This is a genomic window from Thermodesulfomicrobium thermophilum DSM 16697 (assembly GCF_059568695.1).
Map to the genome: position 1 here is coordinate 109,878 of NZ_JCANTW010000013.1, position 17,625 is coordinate 127,502.

Sequence of the window (17,625 nt, forward strand, 5' to 3'; positions counted from 1 at the left end):
ATTCGTGGGCGGCGGCGTTTTATCGGGCCTGGGTCTGGAGAGGAGGGGCCCGCGGCGTGCGCCGTAGGGCACGTCAATTCCACAAGTCCAACGGAGATGTCCGTGTGGATTTTGGTGCTTGACAGGGGGCGGGGCGACCGCTAGATTTTCATATCAAGATATTTTGATATGAAGACTTCGTGCATCGAACCTCTGTTGCTGCAGGCCAAGGCCTTGGCCGATGCCACCCGGTTGCGCTTGGTGGGCATCCTTGCTTCTCATGAGCTTACCGTGGGTGAGACCGTGAGCGTGCTCGGCATGGGCCAGTCGCGCATCTCCCGCCACCTCAAGATCTTGGTGGATGCGGGGTTTTTGACCTGTACGCGCAGCGGCGCCTGGGCCTTGTACCGGGTGCCGGACCCGGTGCCGTCGGTGTTGGCTGCGGTCCTGAAGCTTTTGGAAGAGGACCCCGAGGTGCAGGCGGACCGGCAGCGGGCCGCGGCCGTGCTCGCCGAGCGCCGTGGCCGGGTGGTGCGTTTTTTCGACGCCGTGGCCCAGGACTGGAAGACCCTTTCTCAAGAGATCCTGGGGGATTTCGATCTGGACGGCGCGGTCGTGGCGCGCTTGGACGGGGCCTCGGTGGTGGTGGATTTGGGCTGCGGCCCTGGATTCTTGCTGGAGCGTTTGGCTGCAGCGGGCAAGCAGGCCGTGGGCGTGGACCATTCGCCGCGGATGCTGGAGGCGGCGGCCCGGCGGGTGGGCACGTGTGCGGACATCAGCCTGCGCCTGGGGGACTTGGCCCATCTGCCGGTGCGTGACGCCGAGGCGGACGGCGCGGTGCTTTCGCTGGTGCTCCATCATCTTTCGCACCCGCAGGAGGTCCTGGCCGAGGCGGCGCGGGCCGTGCGTCCGGGCGGACGGCTGGTGTTGGCGGACTATCTTTCCCATGGCGAGGAGCGCCTGCGCCGGCGCCATGGCGATCATTGGCTTGGATTCCGTCTTGAAGACTTGACCTCCTGGGTGGAGGCCGCAGGGTTCTTCGTGCAGACGGTGGATGAATATCCTTTGCCCAGCCGCGTGCGTCTGGTGGTTCTGGCGGCCGAGCGGCATGGGTCACGTGCTGGGGGCGTATCCCCCAAGGAGAGTCTATGACGAAACCACTCGATCTTTCCCTGCCGTACAAGGTGGCGGACATGAGCCTGGCCGATTGGGGCACCAAGGAGATGCAATTGTCCGAGCGGGAGATGCCGGGGCTCATGGCCCTCATGGATCGCTACGGAAAATCCAAGCCCTTGGCGGGCCTTCGGGTCTCCGGCAGTCTGCACATGACCATCCAGACGGCCATGCTCATCAAGACCCTGCACGCCTTGGGCGCGGACGTGCGCTGGGCCTCGTGCAACATCTTTTCCACCCAGGACCATGCCGCCGCTGCAGTGGTGGATCAGGGGCTGGCCGCGGTCTTCGCCTGGAAGGGCGAGACCTTGGAAGACTATTGGTGGTGCACGGAGATGGCCCTCACCTGGCCTGACGGCACAGGTCCGGACCTCATCGTGGACGACGGCGGCGACGCCACCTTGCTGGTGCACCAGGGGGTGCGCGCCGAGCGGGACCCCTCTTTTCTTGAGGAGCCCACGGACAACAAGGAGTGGGCCTGCGTGGTGGAGCGCCTCAAGCTTTCTCTCGCCACGGCCCCTGGCAAATGGACGGCCATGGCCAAGAAGATCCGCGGCGTCTCCGAGGAGACCACCACCGGTGTGCACCGCCTCTACCAGATGGCCAAGGCGGGGGAGCTGTTGTTTCCGGCCTACAACGTCAACGACTCGGTCACCAAGTCCAAGTTCGACAATCTCTACGGCTGCCGGGAGTCTTTGGCTGACGGCATCAAGCGGGCCACGGATGTCATGGTGGCCGGCAAGGTGGTGGTGGTGTGCGGCTACGGCGACGTGGGCAAGGGATGTGCCCAGTCCATGCGCGGTTTCGGCGCCCGGGTGCTGGTGACCGAGTGCGACCCCATCTGCGCCTTGCAGGCGGTCATGGAGGGCTATGAGGTCACGGTCATGGACGAGGCCTGCGAGCGGGGCGACATCTTTGTGACCGCCACCGGCAATTACCATGTCATCCGCGGCGAGCACCTGGAGCGCATGAAAGATGAGGCCATTGTGTGCAACATCGGCCACTTCGACAACGAGATCGACATGGGTTACTTCGAGCGCACTCCGGGGTGCCGCCGCATCCCCATCAAGCCGCAGGTGGACAAATGGGTGCTCCCGTCGGGCAAGAGCATCATCGTCCTGGCCGAGGGGCGTCTGGTGAACCTTGGCTGCGCCACCGGGCATCCGAGTTTTGTCATGTCCAACTCCTTCACCAACCAGGTGCTTGCCCAGATCGACCTCGCCACCCACACCTATCCGCCCCAGGTCATGACACTGCCCAAACGCCTGGACGAAGAGGTGGCCCGGCTCCATCTGGAGCGTCTGGGCGTGAAACTGGAGCGCCTCACCCCGGAGCAGGCCGCCTACATCGGCGTGTCCGTGGATGGTCCCTTCAAACCCGATCATTACCGCTACTAAGGAGCGTGCCATGATCCTCAATGCTGATCACTATCTGTTCACGTCCGAGTCCGTCACCGAAGGCCATCCCGACAAGGTGGCGGACCAGATTTCCGATGCGGTGCTCGACTGCATTCTCGCTCAGGACCCCAACGCCCGCGTGGCCTGCGAGACCATGGTGACCACGGGCATGGCCATCATCGCCGGCGAGATCACCACCACCGCCTATGCCGACCTGCCGGAGATCGTCCGCACCACGGTGCGCGAGATCGGCTACGTGAGCTCGGACATGGGCTTTGATGCCACCACCTGCGCCGTGCTCTCCTCCATCGACAAGCAGTCCCCGGATATCGCCATGGGCGTGGACCGCTCCCGGCCCGAAGACCAAGGCGCCGGCGACCAGGGCATGATGTTCGGCTACGCCACCACCGAGACCCCCACGCTCATGCCCGCTCCCATCTACTTTGCCCACGCCCTCTCCCGCCGCCTGGCCGAGGTGCGCAAATCCGGGCTGCTGCCTTTCCTGCGGCCGGACGGCAAGACCCAGGTGTCGGTGGAGTACCGCAAAGGCAAGCCGGTACGCATCGACAACGTGGTGGTGTCCTCCCAGCACAGCCCGGATGTGACGTATGAAGACCTGGCCGCGGCCATCACCGCCGAGGTCGTCCGCAAGACCCTGCCCGCCGGGATGCTCGACGACCAGACCCGCATCTACATCAATACCACGGGCCGATTCGTGGTGGGCGGTCCCTTGGCCGACTGCGGGCTCACGGGCCGCAAGATCATCAACGACACCTACGGCGGCATGGGCAATCATGGCGGCGGCGCCTTTTCGGGCAAGGATCCTTCCAAGGTGGACCGCTCCGGCGCCTACATGGCCCGCTACGTGGCCAAAAACGTCGTGGCCGCAGGCCTGGCGCAGACCTGCGAGGTGCAGATTGCCTACGCCATCGGCGTGGCCGAGCCGGTGTCGGTTCTGGTCACCACCGGCGGCACCGGCGTGGTGCCCGACGAGGTGCTCACCCAGGCGGTGCGCGAGGTCTTTGACCTGCGCCCGTACTTCATCATCAAGCGTCTCAACCTCATCCAGCCCATCTACAAGCAGACCGCCTGCTACGGCCATTTTGGCCGCGAGGACGTGACCTTCCCCTGGGAAGTGACCGACGCCGTGGACGACCTGCGCACCGCCGCGAAAGTCTAGCACCGTGGGCCGGGGAAACCCGGCCCGTGTTTTTGGGAGGCCCTATGGCGATGCTTGTGGCGGATATCGGTGGCACCCATGCCCGCTTTGCGGTGGTGGAAGCGCTGAACGGCGCGGCCCCGCGCTTGGCGCACGCAGTCACCGTGCCCACGGCCGCGGCCGCGGATCTCTCGGGACTCGTGGACTTGGCCCTGGAGCGCGGCTTGGGGCTGCCCCCCCAAAAGGCACGGGGCACGGTCCTGGCGGTGGCCGGCGCGGTGCAGGACGGGCGGGCGTGGCTGCCCAACGCCGGGCTCACGGTGGACGCCCAGGATGCGTGCCTGGCAGGACGGGCCGTGGTCCTGAACGACTTCGTGGCCCAGGCGTACGCCACCCTGCACCCGGAGGTCTGGGCCTTGAGCCGGGTGCTCCAGGAGGGGGCAGCGCGACCGGGTCCTCGGGCCGTGGCCGGCGCGGGCACGGGGTTTGGGGCCTGCGTGCTCATGCCCGGGGAGGCCGACTGGGTGCCGCTTCCTACCGAGATGGGGCATACGCCCTTTCCCTTTCTCCCTGCGGAACAGGCCCTGCAGGAGCGCATCCTTGCGGAGGCGGGTGAGGCCATCCTGGACGCCGTGGTCTCGGGCCCGGGCCTTTCCCGGGTGCACGCCTGGTGCACGGGCAAGGCCATGGCCCCTGCAGCCGTGGCAGAGGCCATTTCGCCCACGCACCCCACGTGTGCGGCCTTTGCCCGGCTCTACGGCCGCGCCCTGCGCATCCTTGCCCTCACGAGCCTGCCGACCTCCGGCCTCTTTGTGGCCGGCGGCGTGGCGGCCAAGAATCCCTTTCTGGTGGAGCACCCGGCGTTTCTCGAGGAGTTTTGCGCCTGCCGGGGCTACGAGACCGTGCTTGCCGCTCTCCCGGTGCGGCTTGTCACCCATCCTGATGCCGGGCTCTTGGGCGCGGCCATGGCGGGGCTCAAGCGGCGCTGGGTGGTCTGAGCTGCGGCGCGCCGCTATGCGCTGTGCTTGCGGAGAAACCCAAGAAAACGGGAGCGTAGCGCCTCGCTCATGAGCGCCTGCTTGACTCCGGGCAGGCGCAGAAAGCCTCCGGTCAGCGCGCGCAGGAAGGCGTGATCGAGGCGCCTTGGGTGGTCGAAGAGCACGTGCTGGAGCGTTCCCCGCTCCAGGGATTGCAGCAGGATGCGCTCGAAGATGTCTTCGGGAAGCAGGGTGCGCTTGGGGCGGGAGACCAAGTGGATGGCCTGGGCAGTGCAGCGCAGGGCGCAGACGCCGCAGCCCAGGCAAAAGGCCTCGTGCAGGCGGGGAATTTCTCCGGGCGGCGCCGTGATGGCGTGCACCGGGCACACCTGGGCGCAGCGGCCGCAGCGGCGGCAGCGGGCCTCGTCCACGGATGCCATGAGGCTCGAGGAGACGATGACCCCGGGATAGCCGCTTTCGCGCACCCCGCGCAGCAGATGGCAGCAGCATGCGCAGCAGTGGCACAGAAACCCAGGCGCCTGGCGTACATTGTCCGTGGAGAGGACGAGCCCGAGCTCTCGGGAGCGGACAAGGAGGTCGTCCACGGCCTGCCGGGGCACCTCGCGGGCAAAGCCGCGGCGGATGAGAAAATCTGCGGTCTCTCCGAGGGACGTACAGGTGGCGAGCCCTGCGGCGCATACCTTGCCGTCGGTGTGCAGCCGCTCATGGCGGCAGGCGCAGGTGCCGATGGCAAAGCGTTTGGCTTCTCGTACCATGGCGCTGGCGGATTCATGGTCTAGGATGGTGACCTGGGGCGCCTGGGTGCCTTCGTGCGGTAGGGCGCGCATGACGGATATCTGTTCCTGGCCTCCGAAATTGGCCTCGAGGAAGGCTTTTTCTCCCAGGATATAGGCGTGGAAGGCCTCGGCCAACGGGCGGATGGGAAGCCCCTGGGGGGCGCGCATGAAGGTGAACTCGAAAAAGCCGATGACCATGGGGCTGAGCATGTACTGGACCGTATCGCCGTCCCACAGGTCCATGACCAGTCCTTTGGCGCAGAGCCCTTCGAGCAGGGGCTGGAGTTCTGCCGCAGTCCTTTGGGTGATGCGGGCGATACGCGCCAGGGACGACGGCCGGTGGGGCATGGCCACCACGAGTTCGGCCTCGGCCTCGGTGTACAGCAGGGTGAGGATGCGGCGCAGGGTGGGCGTCCACGGCGTGCGCACCGAGGTTTGATCGAGTTTGCGCCCCAGGGCGCGGAAGATGTCTTTGGCGCTCGAGTGTCCCATAGAGGGTTTGGGGCAAGCCGCCGTGCAGCGCTTGCCCCATTTTTTTGGTCAGCCCACGAACTTGAGCAAAGAAAAGGCCGCAACCGCGTAGGTGAAGAGGGAGAGCTCGCGGCCGCGGCCGGTGAGCAGCTTGAGGGCGGTATACGAGAGGATGCCGAACACGATGCCGTCGGCGATGCTGTAGGTAAGCGGCATGGCGATGATGGCGAGAAAACCGGGGATGGCCTCGGTGGGGTCATCCAGGTCCATGTCCTTGATGGGCGAGAGCATGAAGAGTCCCACCAGGATGAGGGCCGGGGCGGTGGCCGCGCTGGGCACCATGAGAAAGACCGGAGAGAGGAAGAGGGCGAGGCAGAAGAGGGCTGCGGTGGTCAGCGCCGTGGCTCCGGTGCGGCCGCCTTCGGCAACGCCGGCGGCGCTTTCGATGTAGGTGGTCACGGTGGAAGTGCCGAGCAGGGCGCCCACGGTGGTGCCGATGGCGTCGGCGAGCAGCGCCTGCTTGGCCCGCGGCACCTGGCCTTCCGGGGTGAGCATGCCGGCCTTGGTGCAGACGCCCACCAACGTGCCGATGGTGTCGAACATGTCCACCAACAGGAAGGTGAGAACCACCATGATGAGCTCGCCAGAGGCCAGGGCGGAGAAGTCCATCTGCAGGGCGATGGGCGCAAGGGAGACGGGAAGGGATACGAGCGCTGTCCCGTGCCATTGGGTCACGCCCAAGGGGATGCCTGCCAGGGTGGCGGCGAGGATACCCAAAAGCAGGGCGCCCTTGACGCGCCAGGCAAGGAGCAGCCCAGTGAAGACAAGCCCCATAAGGGCCACCAAGGCCGGGCCTTGGGTGATGTCGCCCAAGGTGACCAAGGTGGCGTCGTGCTTTACCACGATGCCGGCGTTGTGCAGGCCGATGAAGGCGATGAAGAGCCCGATGCCCACGGAGAGGGCGCGTTTCAAGTTGAGGGGAATGCAGGCGATGATGGCTTCGCGGACATTGATGGCGGAAAGTACGATAAACAGGATCCCTTCCAGAAAGACCGCAGCCAGGGCCGTTTGCCACGAATACCCAAGGCCAAGCACGACCGAGTAGGCGAAAAAGGCGTTGAGTCCCATGCCCGGGGCCAGAGCGAAGGGCAGGCGGGCCACAAGCGCCATCACCAGGGTGGCGATGATGGACGAGGCGGCCGTGGCCGTGAACAGGGCGTCCTTGGGCATGCCGGTGGCCGAGAGGATGGCGGGATTGACGGCCAGGATATAGGCCATGGTCATGAAGGTCGTTGCCCCGGCGACGAGCTCGGTGCGCAACGTGGTGCCATGTTCGGCACAGCGGAAAAAGCGTTCCATGGGGAGGTCTCCTTGATCGGTTTGGGCGGCGCCTGGCGGAATCCGTACGGCGGCTCGGCCTTCAGGGCAAGTCATGCGGCCCGGGATTTGATGGATGGCCGTCTCAAAAGGGGCAGCAGCCCAAGGCGTCCCGCATTCAGGAGAAATTGCACGGCCTGAGTCTTGACAGGGGTGCGGATCTGGCAGGAATTGGTCTGACCAATTTTGGTGCAGGAGATGATATATGCTTGAAATTTTTGCAGTCTATCTTGCGGTGGGTGCCGTGGCCGGGGTGTTGGCCGGGCTTTTTGGTATTGGCGGCGGGCTCGTCATCGTCCCTATGCTGGTGCTGTGCTTCACCTGGCAGGGGGTGGACGGGGCGAGTATGATGCAACTTGCTCTGGGGACTTCCATGGCCAGCATTATGTTTACTGCGGTTTCCAGCTTCATGGCCCACCATCGCCGGGGGGCGGTGGCCTGGGATGTCGTGCGGCGTATCTGTCTGGGGATCCTGGTGGGGACCTATGCAGGGACGTTCGTGGCTGCCGTGCTTCCCACCCGGGTGCTCAAAGTGGTGTTTGTGGTCTTTCTCTTTTTCGTGTGCTGGCAGATGCTTTCCGGCAAGCGGCCCAAGCCTACGCGCCAGATGCCCGGCCTGGTGGGGACGAGCCTGGTGGGGGTGGTCATCGGCGCGGTTTCGAGTTTGGTGGGTATTGGCGGCGGCACGCTTTCGGTGCCGTTTATGGTGTGGCATAATATCCCGCTGCATCGGGCCATCGGTACTTCAGCGGCCATTGGCTTTCCCATCGCCGTTGCTGGCACCTTGGGCTACATTGTGCATGGTTTGGGTGTGCCGCGCCTGCCGGAGTGGTGTCTGGGATTCGTCTCACTGCCGGCGCTTTTGGGGATCGTTCTGGCGAGTGTATGCACTGCGCCGCTCGGGGTACGTTTGGCCCACGCCCTGCCCGTTGACCGTTTGAAAAAGATTTTCGCCCTCTTGCTGCTCATGGTGGGCCTACGGATGCTTTGGGGCGTGGTGGCGTAGCCCTTACCAGGGCGATCACAGTGAGCTGGCTGGGCCAGGCACGTCCCCTGGGTGTTGGGAAGGACCTCCATGGCAGTGCACCCCGCCAGGTTAGGGAAGGGCTGGTCAGGAAATCTCTCCACGAAAACCGTCCCATAGCGCGCATGTGCGCTGCTGCGTTCTGGAGCGCACGCAGGAATCTGCGTTTTATGTGTGGGCGAGCGTTGGGATTACCGTGGATTTTTCGCAGTTCCCGGGTGTTCGTGCGGGGCGCTTCCCAGGGGATGGGCGTGCACGTGGGAGTGGGGATGGAGCTGAAAGCCGTCGTGCATGCGTCCTGCCTCGAGGAGGAGAAAGCGGTCGCAGGTGGCTTCGAGAAAGTCCCAGTCGTGGGAGATGACCAGCCGGGCAGTGGGAAGCTCCTGGAGGATGGCGATGAGGCGTTCTCGGGTGGCAGGGTCCAGACCGGTGGTGGGCTCGTCGAGGAGCAGGAGTCTTGGCTGCATGGCCAGGACCCCGGCCAGGGCCACGAGGCGCATCTCGCCGCCGGAGAGACGGTGGGTGAGGCGCTCGGCAAAGTCCGAGAGCCCGAGCATGGCGAGGGTGGTTTCGGCGCGGCTTCGGGCTTCTTCCGGAGAAAGGCCCTGGTTGAGCGGACCGAACGCCACGTCGTCGAGCACCGTGGGATAGAGGAGCTGATCTTCGGCGTTTTGCAGGGCAAAGCCTACGGCCTGGCGCAGGCGGCGGAACCCGTCCTCGGAGGTGACTTCTTCTCCGTCAAAGAGGATGCGTCCCCCGCTGGGGCGGGCAAGGCCGGTGAGCAGCCGCAGGAGCGTGGTCTTGCCGCTGCCGTTGGCGCCCACGAGACCCACGCGGTCCTGGGCGGTGAGGCGGAGATGGATTCGGTCGAGGAGCAGCGGCCGGCCTGGGTAGCCAAAAGAAAGGTCTTCGGTGGCGAGGATGGGTGTCGGCATGGGCGGCGCTATGGCAGAAGGGGCGGGGCATGGCAAGGCGTTCAGCGCCCAGGAAGGCCCCAGATGTCCAGGCAGGTGAGGGCCGCGCTGATGGCCGCCATGGTCAGGCCGAAGGCGACGTCCTGCCAGGAGGCGCGGAAGGTGGTGACGCTGGTGAGGGTTCCGGAAAATCCCCGAAGCAGCATGGCCTCATGGGCGCGCCGGGCATGATCCAGGGCCCGCACCACCACGAGTCCGAGCATGGTGGCAATGGTGCGGTAGGAGTGGGCGTCGGTGCGGGGGACAAAACCGCGCAGCCGGGCGGCATCCTTGAGGCGAGTCCACGCCTGGTGGAGTACGAACACCTGCCGGTAGGTGAACAGAAGCAGCATGGCCACTGGGGTTGGGACGCCCAGGCGGCACAGGGCGTGGCCGAAGGTCGCCACGTGCATGGTGGCCACCAGGGCGATGAGGGCGAGGATCATGGCCAGGCCTTTGAGGGTGACGGCGGCGGCCAAATGGATGCCCGGCCAGGAGAGGTGCAGCGGCCCCCAGGCCCAGGCCGTGGGGCCCGGCATGGTGAGGGGGGTGGTGATCCAGAGGAGCCCGAAGAAGATGCTTACCGAGGCCAGGCGGCGCACCAGGGGGCGTATGGGCGGGGCCGCACCCATGACGAGGAGCAGGGCGATGCCGAGGGCTGCCGCCGCAGCCACAAGCTGCCCCATGGCGGCGACACTGGCGCTGAAGGCTACCGCCGCAAGGATGCGGGCACGGGGGTCGATGCGGTGCAGGAGGCCCCGGCCATGGGCGAAGGGCTCATCCATGGCGGCGGCTCCCAAAGTATGCGGCCACCCCAATGAGGCCGAAGATCCAGCCGATGCCGCCGAGGACATCCTGCAGCCGGGGGCCGCTGTCTTCCAGCAGGGCGCGGCGCAGCGGCGCCAGCTTGGCGTCGAGCTCGGCGCGCACGGCGGCGCGCACGATCGTCTCCAGTTCGGCCGGGTTGATCGCCTGCGTGGTCCCGGCGCCGGCCTGTGGTGCGGCCGCCGCTGCGGGCGAAGCGGCTTTGGCGGTGGATGGGGAGACGGCCGCCGGGGCCCCTCCGAACTCCGCAGGCTCCATGCGCCATTCGTTCTGGTGACCTTCGCCGGCAATGAGCACGAGGCGCAGCCCATGCTGCCGCGCAGCTTCGGGCACGGGAAACCGGAACACGCCGGCGTCGGTGGTTGTCCCCTCCAGGAGTACGGCGTCGGTGGCGCCGTCGAGCACCTGGACGCGGCCTCCCATGACCGGTTTGGATTTACTGTAGGAGCATTCCACCACGACCTCCTGACCTTCCACCAAGGCAAAGATATTGACGCGGTGGGCAGAGGCCGCGGTGGCGGCAAGGATGCACACAAGGGTGGCGATGAGGATCCGCATGGGGTTTCTCCTTAGGATGAGACGATACCGAAGGTTTCCGGCCGCACGCGGGCGAGGAAGCGCACGAGCAGGGCGGTGAGCACTCCCTCGGCTGCGGCTACCGGCACGTGGGCCAAGAACAGGACCTGGGCGGCGCGCAGAAACCCCTCGTCGGTGAAGGTGAGGGAGAGCGCCGTCAAAAGTCCGGCCCCAAGCACGCTCCCAAAGCCGCAGACAAAGGCGGCGATGGTGCGGGCTTGACCTGGCCGAAGGACCCACGGCCGGCAGAGGATGCCCAGGAGGACCGCCGGGGCGGCCATGTTCCAGGTGTTGATCCCCAGCACCGTGAGGCCTCCGTACTGAAAGAAGAGCGCCTGCAAGGCCAGCCCCATGAGGATGGCGGGAAAGGCCCCCCAGCCGAGAAGCATCCCCAGCGCGCCGTTGAGGACCAAATGGGCGCTGGTGGGGCCGATGGGGACGTGAACGAGGGAGGCCACGAAAAAGGCTGCAGCCATGAGGGCCACGAGCATGAGGTCCTCGTGGCGCAGACGCTTGAGCCCCATGGCGGTGCCGCCTGCGGTGAGCAGAGCGCCGCCCACCAGGATGGCGGGGGAAAGGACCCCTTCAGCGATGTGCATGGTGGATACTCCGTGGGGCGGCGGACCGCTCTTGGGCCGCCGCCCGGATGCGGGTTAGCGTTTCTGGGGCGCCACGAACTCGGCCCAGAGCACGGCGCCCTGCTCTACGGGTTTGGGCTGGCCGTCGTGGGCGATTTTCTCCTTGGCCGTGGTGAGGGCCGCAAAGCCCCACCAGCCCGGGAAGGGCACGGCATAGGTGAAGACGCCGTTGTCGTCCGCCTTGACCACCTGGGTCACCAGGAGGGCGTTGGGCGCTTCGTAGGCATTGCCTTGGTTGTAGTGCTCGATTTCCACCGTGGCTCCGGGTACGGGCTTGCCGTCCACGAGTACCTGGCCTTGGAAGACATTGCCGGCATAGTTCCCGAAGGGCCGGGTGAGCGGGACGATCTCCGTCTTGAGGCCGGCCGGTTCGTCCCAGCCTTCTTCCTCTCCAAAGGCGGACACGTAGGTCTTGGTGTAGTGGACGATGTAGCTGTCTTCGGCGGGCTCGAAATACGGCGTGGGTTCGAGGACGAACTGGTAGACTCCGGGCTTTTTGATGGCGTAGCTGACCTTCCACGCCTCTTTGTCCATGACCGTGGTGGGGGTGAGCTGCGCGGTGAGGTCCTCTGCCTTACCGTCGGTGATGACACGTACGGCTTTGGGCTTGGCCATGGTCATGCCCACCATTTCCATGGGATGGGAAAAGCTGATCTGGAGGCCCACGGTGGCCTGGCTTTTTTCTTCCACCACCGGGGTGGAGGGGATGACCATGCCGAAGTGCGCCAGGGCAGGGGAGGCCAGGGTCGTCAGGGCCACGCCGAGAAGGAGGGAACGAAACTGCATGGAAGACTCCTTGTGGGGTTTGATGAGTAAAACGCTGCAAACGCGAAGCTCTGTATATGGTTTCGTGATACGAATCAAGAGTTCGTAACAAAAAAGTCTTCGGATATTTTTTTTCGTCATCGTTGCGGTGCCGAGACGCAGGCGGGTGCTGGGGGCGGCAAATGCTTGGGGCGGCAAATTGACTTGCCCGTGGGGCTCCCGTAAGCGGTAGTGCCATTTGCGCGCAGCGCTGGTGAGATTTTTTTGAAGGAGACAGCCATGGCGGGAATCGTGGTGGTGGGCGCCCAATGGGGCGATGAAGGTAAGGGGAAGATCGTGGATTTGTTGACCGCGCAGGTGAGCGCCATCGTGCGTTTTCAGGGCGGCAACAACGCCGGTCATACGTTGGTGGTGGGGGGCGCAAGGACGGTGCTCCACCTCATCCCCTCGGGGATCCTCCACCCGGGCAAGCTCTGCCTCATTGGCAATGGGGTGGTCCTGGACCCCTTCGTGTTCTGTCAGGAGCTCGACACCTTGGCAGCCTCGGGCGTGGATGTGCGTCCTTCCCGGCTGCGGGTGAGCCGCAAGGCCCATATCATCATGGAATACCACCGGCTTTTGGACGCCGCCCGGGAAGCTTTCAAAAGTGGGGCGGACAAGATCGGCACCACGGGCCGGGGCATTGGGCCGTGTTACGAAGACAAGGCCGCGCGCGTGGGCATCCGGGCCGCGGATTTGGCGGACGAGGCGCTTTTGCGCCGGAAGATCGAAAAGGCCCTGGTGGAGAAAAACGCTTTGTTGACTGGCCTTTACGGTCAGGATGCCGTGGACGCCGAGGCCGTGTGGCAGCGGCTTGTGCCCGTTGCCCGGCGTATCGTGCCCTATTTGGACGACGTCTCCGAGCAGGTGGCCGTCGCCCTCCCCCAAGGGGTCCTTTTCGAAGGCGCTCAAGGCACGCACCTCGATATCGATCACGGCACCTACCCGTTTGTCACGTCCTCCAATACCGTGGCGGGTAATGCAGCGGCCGGGGCGGGGTGTGCGCCGGCGGCCCTTTCCCGTATCATCGGCATCGTCAAGGCGTACACCACCCGCGTGGGCGCCGGCCCCTTCCCCACGGAACTCACGGACGCTGTGGGCGACCTGCTCCAGGAACGCGGACAGGAGTTCGGCGCCACCACCGGCCGCCGTCGGCGTTGCGGGTGGCTCGATGCCGTAGTGCTGCGGGAGTCGGTGCGGGTCAACGGCCTTACCGAGATCGCCCTCACCAAGTTGGACGTGCTCTCCGGCGTCGATCCGCTGCGCATTGCCGTGGCCTACCGGGCCGACGGCCGCGAGGTGGCCTATCCGCCGCAAGGAGAGAACGCCATGGCCGCCGTGGAGCCGGTGTACGAGACCTTGCCCGGGTGGCGCGAAGACATCTCCGGGTGCCGCAGTTTTGCCGAACTGCCTTTGGCGGCGCAGAACTACGTGCGCCGCATCGAGGAGCTTGCGGGAGTTCCGGTGCGCCTCATCGCCGTGGGCCCGGATCGGGAGCAGACCATCGCGGTGGCCTGAGGAAGCGGTGGACGTTTTCGCCGTCGTGCATACCCAGGCGCGGGTGACGCGGATTCTGCGCCGTTTGGCGCCTCATGCGCCGGCGCTCGTGCTTTTGGAAGGCGCGGATGCCGTCTGCCGGCGGCAGGTGGGGCTTTTTTGGGCCGCCGCCGTCCACTGCCGGGAGATTGATCCCCCGTGCGGCGCGTGTGCCGCGTGCCATGCCGTTACTCAGGATGCCAGCCGCGATCTGGTGTGGCTGCGCGGCGAGGACGGAGAGATCAAGGTGGCCGACGCCCGGGCCCTGCGCCAGATGGCCCTGGATCCGCCTGCGGCCGCGCCCCGGCGGGTGGTGCTCATCACCGAGGCCCAGGCCATGAACGTGGAGGCGCAAAATGCGCTCCTCAAAATCCTCGAAGAGCCGGGGCCGTCCACGGTGTTCTGTGTGACGGTCCCGCACCGGGACGTGCTCCTCCCCACGGTGGTTTCCCGCGCCTTTGCGCTGACCTTGGCCTCTGTCTCTCCGGAGCCTCTTGAGGAGGCGGCGGCGTGGACCGCCTCTGTGGCGGAGTTTGCCGCTACGGGCGGCGGGGATCTCCTTGCCCGCACCGGCGGTTCCGTGGACGCGGCCCTGGCGCAGGAAGTGGTGCTCGAGGTCTTGCGGGCGGTGCTCGCCACCATGCGCGGTGTCCCCCAGGGGCAGCTGGCGGACGTCTTCACCCGCCGCATGGATGTGGTGACGGTGCGTGAGGCCCAGGTGCTGGCGGAAGAGGCGCTCCATCGCCTGCGTTTGGGGGTGAATCCGGCCTTGGCCCTGGAGGCCCTGGCCGTTGGACTGTGGAGGCTGTGCGCATGAAGCGGGAAATCATTTTGGTGCAGCTGGCCGGCGAAGACCGGCCAGGTTTTTTTGCTGCCATTTTGGGAAGTATTGCGCAGTTCGGGGTGCGGGTGGTGGACATGTGCCAGTCGGTCATCCATGAGACCCTCTCTTTGGGCTTCGTGCTGGAAGTGCCGCCGGGTGCGGCCTCGGCGCCTATCCTCAAAGAGTTGCTCTTTTGCGCCCACGGCCTTGGGCTTTCGGCCAGGTTTACGCCCATCCCGGAGGACGCCTACGAGGAATGGGTGGCTGGCCAAGGCCGGCCCCGGCACATCGTCACCTTGCTCGGTCGCTCGCTCACCGCCCAGCACCTGGCACAGTTGGGCCAGCTGCTCGCCCAGCAGGGGCTTTCCATCGACACCGTCACCCGGCTTTCGGAGCGGGTTTCCCTGGCCCGGCCGTCGGCCTCCCCCCGGGCGTGCCTCGAGTTTTCCGTGCGCGGCACGCCTCAGGACCGCTTTGCCATGCGCGCCGCCTTGCTGGAGCTCTCCCGTGACCTGGGCGTGGACGTGGCCTTTCAGGAGGATTCGGTCTTTCGCCGCATCCGCCGCTTGGTGTGTTTTGACATGGACTCCACCCTCATCGAGGCCGAAGTCATCGACGAGTTGGCCGCCCGGGCCGGTGTGGGGCCGCAGGTGGCGGCCATCACCGAGGCGGCCATGCGCGGGGAGTTGGATTTTCGCCAAAGCCTCACCGAGCGGGTGCGGCTCTTGGCCGGGCTTCCGGAGTCGGTGCTCGGGCAGGTGGCCGCGTCCCTGCGGCTTACCGAAGGGGCCGAGCGCTTGGTGCGCACCGTGAAGGCCTTGGGCTACAAGGTGGCCATCTTGTCGGGAGGGTTCACCTACTTCGGCCGGGTGCTGCAGGAGCGTTTGGGCATCGATTTCGTCCATGCCAACGCGTTGGAGGTGAAGGACGGCCGCCTCACCGGGCGCTTGGTGGGGGATATCGTGGACGGCCCGGGCAAGGCGGCGCGCCTGCGGGCCATCGCCGCGGCCGAGGGCATTTCCCTGGATCAGGTCATTGCCGTGGGCGACGGTGCCAATGACCTGCCCATGCTCCAGATCGCCGGTCTGGGTATCGCCTTCCACGCCAAACCCGTGGTGCGGGAAGGGGCCAGCCAGGCCATCTCCAACCTGGGCCTGGACGGCGTGCTCTACCTTTTGGGCCTGCGCGACCGGGAGATGGCGGCCCTGGAAGGCATGATGCAGCGTGCGCAGGAGGCACAACGATGATCCATCGCACCTTGGCCGAGGCCGTGGCCGACCTGGAGGCAGCGGGAGAACTGATCCGCCTGGACGTGCCGGTGGATCCGCATCTGGAGGCCGGGGTCATCCAGCGCCGCCTCTACGCCGCAGGGGGACCGGCGGTGCTCATGACCCGGGTGCGGGGGACGCGCTTTCCCATGCTGGCCAATCTCTTTGGCTCCCGCCGGCGCATCCGCTACCTTTTTCGCTCCACCTTGCGCTTGGTGGAGGCCATGCTCACGGCCAAGGCCGACCCCATGACCTTTGTGCGCTCGCCGCGCTTGTGGCCCAAGGCCTTGCGGGCCGCGGTCTGTACCCAGCCCCGCTGGGTGCAGGAGGGGCCGGTGCAGGCGCAGTCCTGCCGGCTCTCGGATCTCCCGCAGCTCGTGTCTTGGCCCAAGGACGGCGGGGCCTACGTCACCTTGCCGCAGGTGTACTCCGAAGATCCGGCCCGGCCCGGGCTTTGGGGTTCCAATATCGGCATGTACCGGGTGCAGATTTCCGGCGGCGCCCTGGAACCGGACGCCGAGGCCGGGCTGCACTATCAGATCCACCGCGGCATCGGCCCGCACCATGCCCGGGCTTTGGCCTTGGGTCGGCCGTTTCCGGTGAGCGTGTGGGTGGGGGGGCCGCCGGCCTTGACCCTGGCGGCGGTGATGCCCCTTCCCGAAGGCATGCCCGAGATCCTCTTTGCCGGGGCCTTGGCTGGCCACCGGTTGCCGCTGGTGCGCGGCGCCAATGGCCTGCCTGTGCCGGCGCAGGCGGATTTTTGCATCATGGGCGAGGTGCCTGCGGGACTGCTCAAGCCCGAGGGGCCCTTTGGCGACCATCTGGGCTACTACAGCCTGGCCCACCCCTTCCCGGTGCTGCGGGTGTACCGCGTCTGGCACCGGCCGGACGCCATCTGGCCCTTTACCACCGTGGGGCGGCCGCCCCAGGAAGACACCGAGTTCGGGGCCTTCATCCACGAGCTTACCGGCGAGCTCGTGCCTCGGGTCTTTCCCGGAGTGCACGAGGTGCACGCCGTGGACGCCGCCGGGGTGCACCCCCTGCTTTTGGCCGTCGGCAGCGAGCGTTACGTGCCCTATGCCGGAGAGCGCATGCCCCAGGAGCTCCTCACCAACGGCATGGCCCTTTTGGGATCCACCCAGACGTCGCTTTCCAAGTACGTGCTCCTCGCCGCCCGCGAAGACGACCCGGCGCTTTCCTGCCATGACGTGCCGCGGTTTTTCGCCCACGTGCTCTGCCGGTTGGATTTGTCCCGGGATCTCCACTTCATCACCCGCACCACCATGGACACCCTGGATTACTCGGGCATCAGCCTCAATCAGGGCTCCAAGGTGCTCTGGGCCGCGGCGGGAGATCCCAAGCGTACGCTCGCTTCGGTCTTGCCCGCGCCGGGGGCGCTCCCCGCAGGCTTTGGACCGGCGCGGCTCTTTGCCCCCGGCATTGTGGTGTTGGGCGGCCCTGCCCACGCCCAGCCTCGGGATACTCAGGACCCCGCCATGGAGGAGCTGTGCCGCTATCTTGCGGCCTGGGACGTGTCGGGCCTTCCCCTGATTGTGGTGGTGGACGACGTGGACTTTGCCTGCCGCCATTGGGACAACTTTCTGTGGGTGACCTTTACCCGTTCCGACCCGGCCACGGACACCTATGGCGTGGACGCCCAGATGCACTGCAAGCATTGGGGATGCCGGGCCATGGTCATCGACGCCCGGCTCAAGACCTACCATGCCCCGCCCTTGGAAATGGACCCGGAGGTGGAAAAACGCGTGGACGCCCTTGCGGCCCCCGGCGGTCCGCTGTATGGCCGCATCTAGAGTCCGGATTATCGTAGAGCCTGCAAGGAGGTCCATC

Annotated in this window: 16 protein-coding genes; 9 read left to right on the forward strand and 7 right to left on the reverse strand. The window is 66.3% G+C overall.

Going from position 1 to position 17,625, the window contains the following annotated elements:
- Positions 1 to 168: 168 nt before the first annotated feature.
- Genes BR00_RS06290 through BR00_RS06305 form a run of 4 tightly spaced genes read left to right on the forward strand, consistent with a single transcriptional unit; the run spans position 169 to position 4,706 of the window.
- Complete coding sequence (locus tag BR00_RS06290) at positions 169 to 1,131, forward strand: ArsR/SmtB family transcription factor (RefSeq protein ID WP_496476739.1); 963 nt, start codon at positions 169 to 171, stop codon at positions 1,129 to 1,131.
- Positions 1,128 to 2,549 carry an adenosylhomocysteinase gene (gene ahcY, locus BR00_RS06295; protein WP_496476740.1) on the forward strand — a complete coding sequence of 474 codons (1,422 nt, stop codon included), beginning with the start codon at positions 1,128 to 1,130 and terminating at the stop codon, positions 2,547 to 2,549. Before BR00_RS06290 ends, ahcY begins: the two co-directional genes overlap by 4 nt.
- A 10-nt stretch (positions 2,550 to 2,559) precedes the next feature.
- Entirely contained in the window at positions 2,560 to 3,729 is a 1,170-nt protein-coding gene (gene metK, locus BR00_RS06300) for a methionine adenosyltransferase (protein WP_496476741.1), read from the forward strand.
- Positions 3,730 to 3,773: 44 nt separating this feature from the next.
- Positions 3,774 to 4,706 (forward strand): glucokinase, encoded by a 933-nt coding sequence (locus tag BR00_RS06305; protein WP_496476742.1) that lies wholly within the window; start codon positions 3,774 to 3,776, stop codon positions 4,704 to 4,706.
- A 14-nt stretch (positions 4,707 to 4,720) separates the two neighbouring features.
- Here BR00_RS06305 and BR00_RS06310 read toward each other — a convergent pair whose 3' ends face one another.
- Positions 4,721 to 5,974 carry a 4Fe-4S binding protein gene (locus BR00_RS06310; protein ID WP_496476743.1) on the reverse strand — a complete coding sequence of 418 codons (1,254 nt, stop codon included), beginning with the start codon at positions 5,972 to 5,974 and terminating at the stop codon, positions 4,721 to 4,723.
- A gap of 48 nt (positions 5,975 to 6,022) precedes the next feature.
- On the reverse strand, positions 6,023 to 7,312 hold the full coding sequence (locus BR00_RS06315; RefSeq protein WP_496476744.1) for an NCS2 family permease: 1,290 nt from the start codon (positions 7,310 to 7,312) through the stop codon (positions 6,023 to 6,025).
- Between the two features lie 223 nt (positions 7,313 to 7,535).
- On the opposite strand from BR00_RS06315, the gene BR00_RS06320 reads away from it, so the two are divergent.
- Positions 7,536 to 8,336 (forward strand): sulfite exporter TauE/SafE family protein, encoded by an 801-nt coding sequence (locus BR00_RS06320; protein WP_496476745.1) that lies wholly within the window; start codon positions 7,536 to 7,538, stop codon positions 8,334 to 8,336.
- 209 nt (positions 8,337 to 8,545) lie between these two features.
- Here the strand turns inward: BR00_RS06320 and BR00_RS06325 are convergent, their stop codons facing one another.
- The 5 genes from BR00_RS06325 to BR00_RS06345 are packed head-to-tail and all read right to left on the reverse strand — an operon-like array spanning position 8,546 to position 12,132.
- Positions 8,546 to 9,289, reverse strand: coding sequence for an energy-coupling factor ABC transporter ATP-binding protein (locus BR00_RS06325; protein WP_496476746.1), 744 nt, complete (start codon positions 9,287 to 9,289; stop codon positions 8,546 to 8,548).
- Between the two features lie 41 nt (positions 9,290 to 9,330).
- A complete protein-coding gene (gene cbiQ / locus BR00_RS06330; RefSeq protein WP_496476747.1) occupies positions 9,331 to 10,092 on the reverse strand; it encodes a cobalt ECF transporter T component CbiQ in 762 nt (253 codons plus the stop codon).
- Positions 10,085 to 10,690 (reverse strand): NikL family nickel/cobalt ECF transporter subunit, encoded by a 606-nt coding sequence (locus BR00_RS06335; RefSeq protein ID WP_496476748.1) that lies wholly within the window; start codon positions 10,688 to 10,690, stop codon positions 10,085 to 10,087. The genes cbiQ and BR00_RS06335 overlap by 8 nt, the downstream gene beginning before the upstream one ends.
- A gap of 11 nt (positions 10,691 to 10,701) precedes the next feature.
- Positions 10,702 to 11,307: a cobalt transporter CbiM gene (gene cbiM / locus BR00_RS06340; RefSeq protein ID WP_496476749.1), complete on the reverse strand. Its 606-nt coding sequence runs from the start codon at positions 11,305 to 11,307 to the stop codon at positions 10,702 to 10,704.
- A gap of 54 nt (positions 11,308 to 11,361) precedes the next feature.
- Positions 11,362 to 12,132 (reverse strand): DUF4198 domain-containing protein, encoded by a 771-nt coding sequence (locus BR00_RS06345; RefSeq protein ID WP_496476750.1) that lies wholly within the window; start codon positions 12,130 to 12,132, stop codon positions 11,362 to 11,364.
- Between the two features lie 258 nt (positions 12,133 to 12,390).
- Here BR00_RS06345 and BR00_RS06350 point away from each other — a divergent pair, with 258 nt between their 5' ends.
- Genes BR00_RS06350 through BR00_RS06365 form a run of 4 tightly spaced genes read left to right on the forward strand, consistent with a single transcriptional unit; the run spans position 12,391 to position 17,588 of the window.
- Positions 12,391 to 13,668, forward strand: coding sequence for an adenylosuccinate synthase (locus tag BR00_RS06350; RefSeq protein ID WP_496476751.1), 1,278 nt, complete (start codon positions 12,391 to 12,393; stop codon positions 13,666 to 13,668).
- A gap of 7 nt (positions 13,669 to 13,675) precedes the next feature.
- Entirely contained in the window at positions 13,676 to 14,503 is an 828-nt protein-coding gene (locus tag BR00_RS06355; RefSeq protein WP_496476752.1) for a DNA polymerase III delta subunit-related protein, read from the forward strand.
- Complete coding sequence (serB, locus tag BR00_RS06360; RefSeq protein WP_496476753.1) at positions 14,500 to 15,756, forward strand: phosphoserine phosphatase SerB; 1,257 nt, start codon at positions 14,500 to 14,502, stop codon at positions 15,754 to 15,756. Before BR00_RS06355 ends, serB begins: the two co-directional genes overlap by 4 nt.
- Positions 15,753 to 17,588, forward strand: a complete 1,836-nt coding sequence (locus BR00_RS06365; protein WP_496476754.1) for a UbiD family decarboxylase — start codon at positions 15,753 to 15,755, stop codon at positions 17,586 to 17,588. Before serB ends, BR00_RS06365 begins: the two co-directional genes overlap by 4 nt.
- Positions 17,589 to 17,625 lie beyond the last annotated feature (37 nt).

Coding starts and splice junctions, on each gene's coding strand:
- BR00_RS06290 (WP_496476739.1), top strand. CDS start 169: ATGAAGACTTCGTGCATCGAACCTCTGTTGCTGCAGGCCAAGGCCTTG.
- ahcY (WP_496476740.1), top strand. CDS start 1,128: ATGACGAAACCACTCGATCTTTCCCTGCCGTACAAGGTGGCGGACATG.
- metK (WP_496476741.1), top strand. CDS start 2,560: ATGATCCTCAATGCTGATCACTATCTGTTCACGTCCGAGTCCGTCACC.
- BR00_RS06305 (WP_496476742.1), top strand. CDS start 3,774: ATGGCGATGCTTGTGGCGGATATCGGTGGCACCCATGCCCGCTTTGCG.
- BR00_RS06310 (WP_496476743.1), bottom strand. CDS start 5,974: ATGGGACACTCGAGCGCCAAAGACATCTTCCGCGCCCTGGGGCGCAAA.
- BR00_RS06315 (WP_496476744.1), bottom strand. CDS start 7,312: ATGGAACGCTTTTTCCGCTGTGCCGAACATGGCACCACGTTGCGCACC.
- BR00_RS06320 (WP_496476745.1), top strand. CDS start 7,536: ATGCTTGAAATTTTTGCAGTCTATCTTGCGGTGGGTGCCGTGGCCGGG.
- BR00_RS06325 (WP_496476746.1), bottom strand. CDS start 9,289: ATGCCGACACCCATCCTCGCCACCGAAGACCTTTCTTTTGGCTACCCA.
- cbiQ (WP_496476747.1), bottom strand. CDS start 10,092: ATGGATGAGCCCTTCGCCCATGGCCGGGGCCTCCTGCACCGCATCGAC.
- BR00_RS06335 (WP_496476748.1), bottom strand. CDS start 10,690: ATGCGGATCCTCATCGCCACCCTTGTGTGCATCCTTGCCGCCACCGCG.
- cbiM (WP_496476749.1), bottom strand. CDS start 11,307: ATGCACATCGCTGAAGGGGTCCTTTCCCCCGCCATCCTGGTGGGCGGC.
- BR00_RS06345 (WP_496476750.1), bottom strand. CDS start 12,132: ATGCAGTTTCGTTCCCTCCTTCTCGGCGTGGCCCTGACGACCCTGGCC.
- BR00_RS06350 (WP_496476751.1), top strand. CDS start 12,391: ATGGCGGGAATCGTGGTGGTGGGCGCCCAATGGGGCGATGAAGGTAAG.
- serB (WP_496476753.1), top strand. CDS start 14,500: ATGAAGCGGGAAATCATTTTGGTGCAGCTGGCCGGCGAAGACCGGCCA.
- BR00_RS06365 (WP_496476754.1), top strand. CDS start 15,753: ATGATCCATCGCACCTTGGCCGAGGCCGTGGCCGACCTGGAGGCAGCG.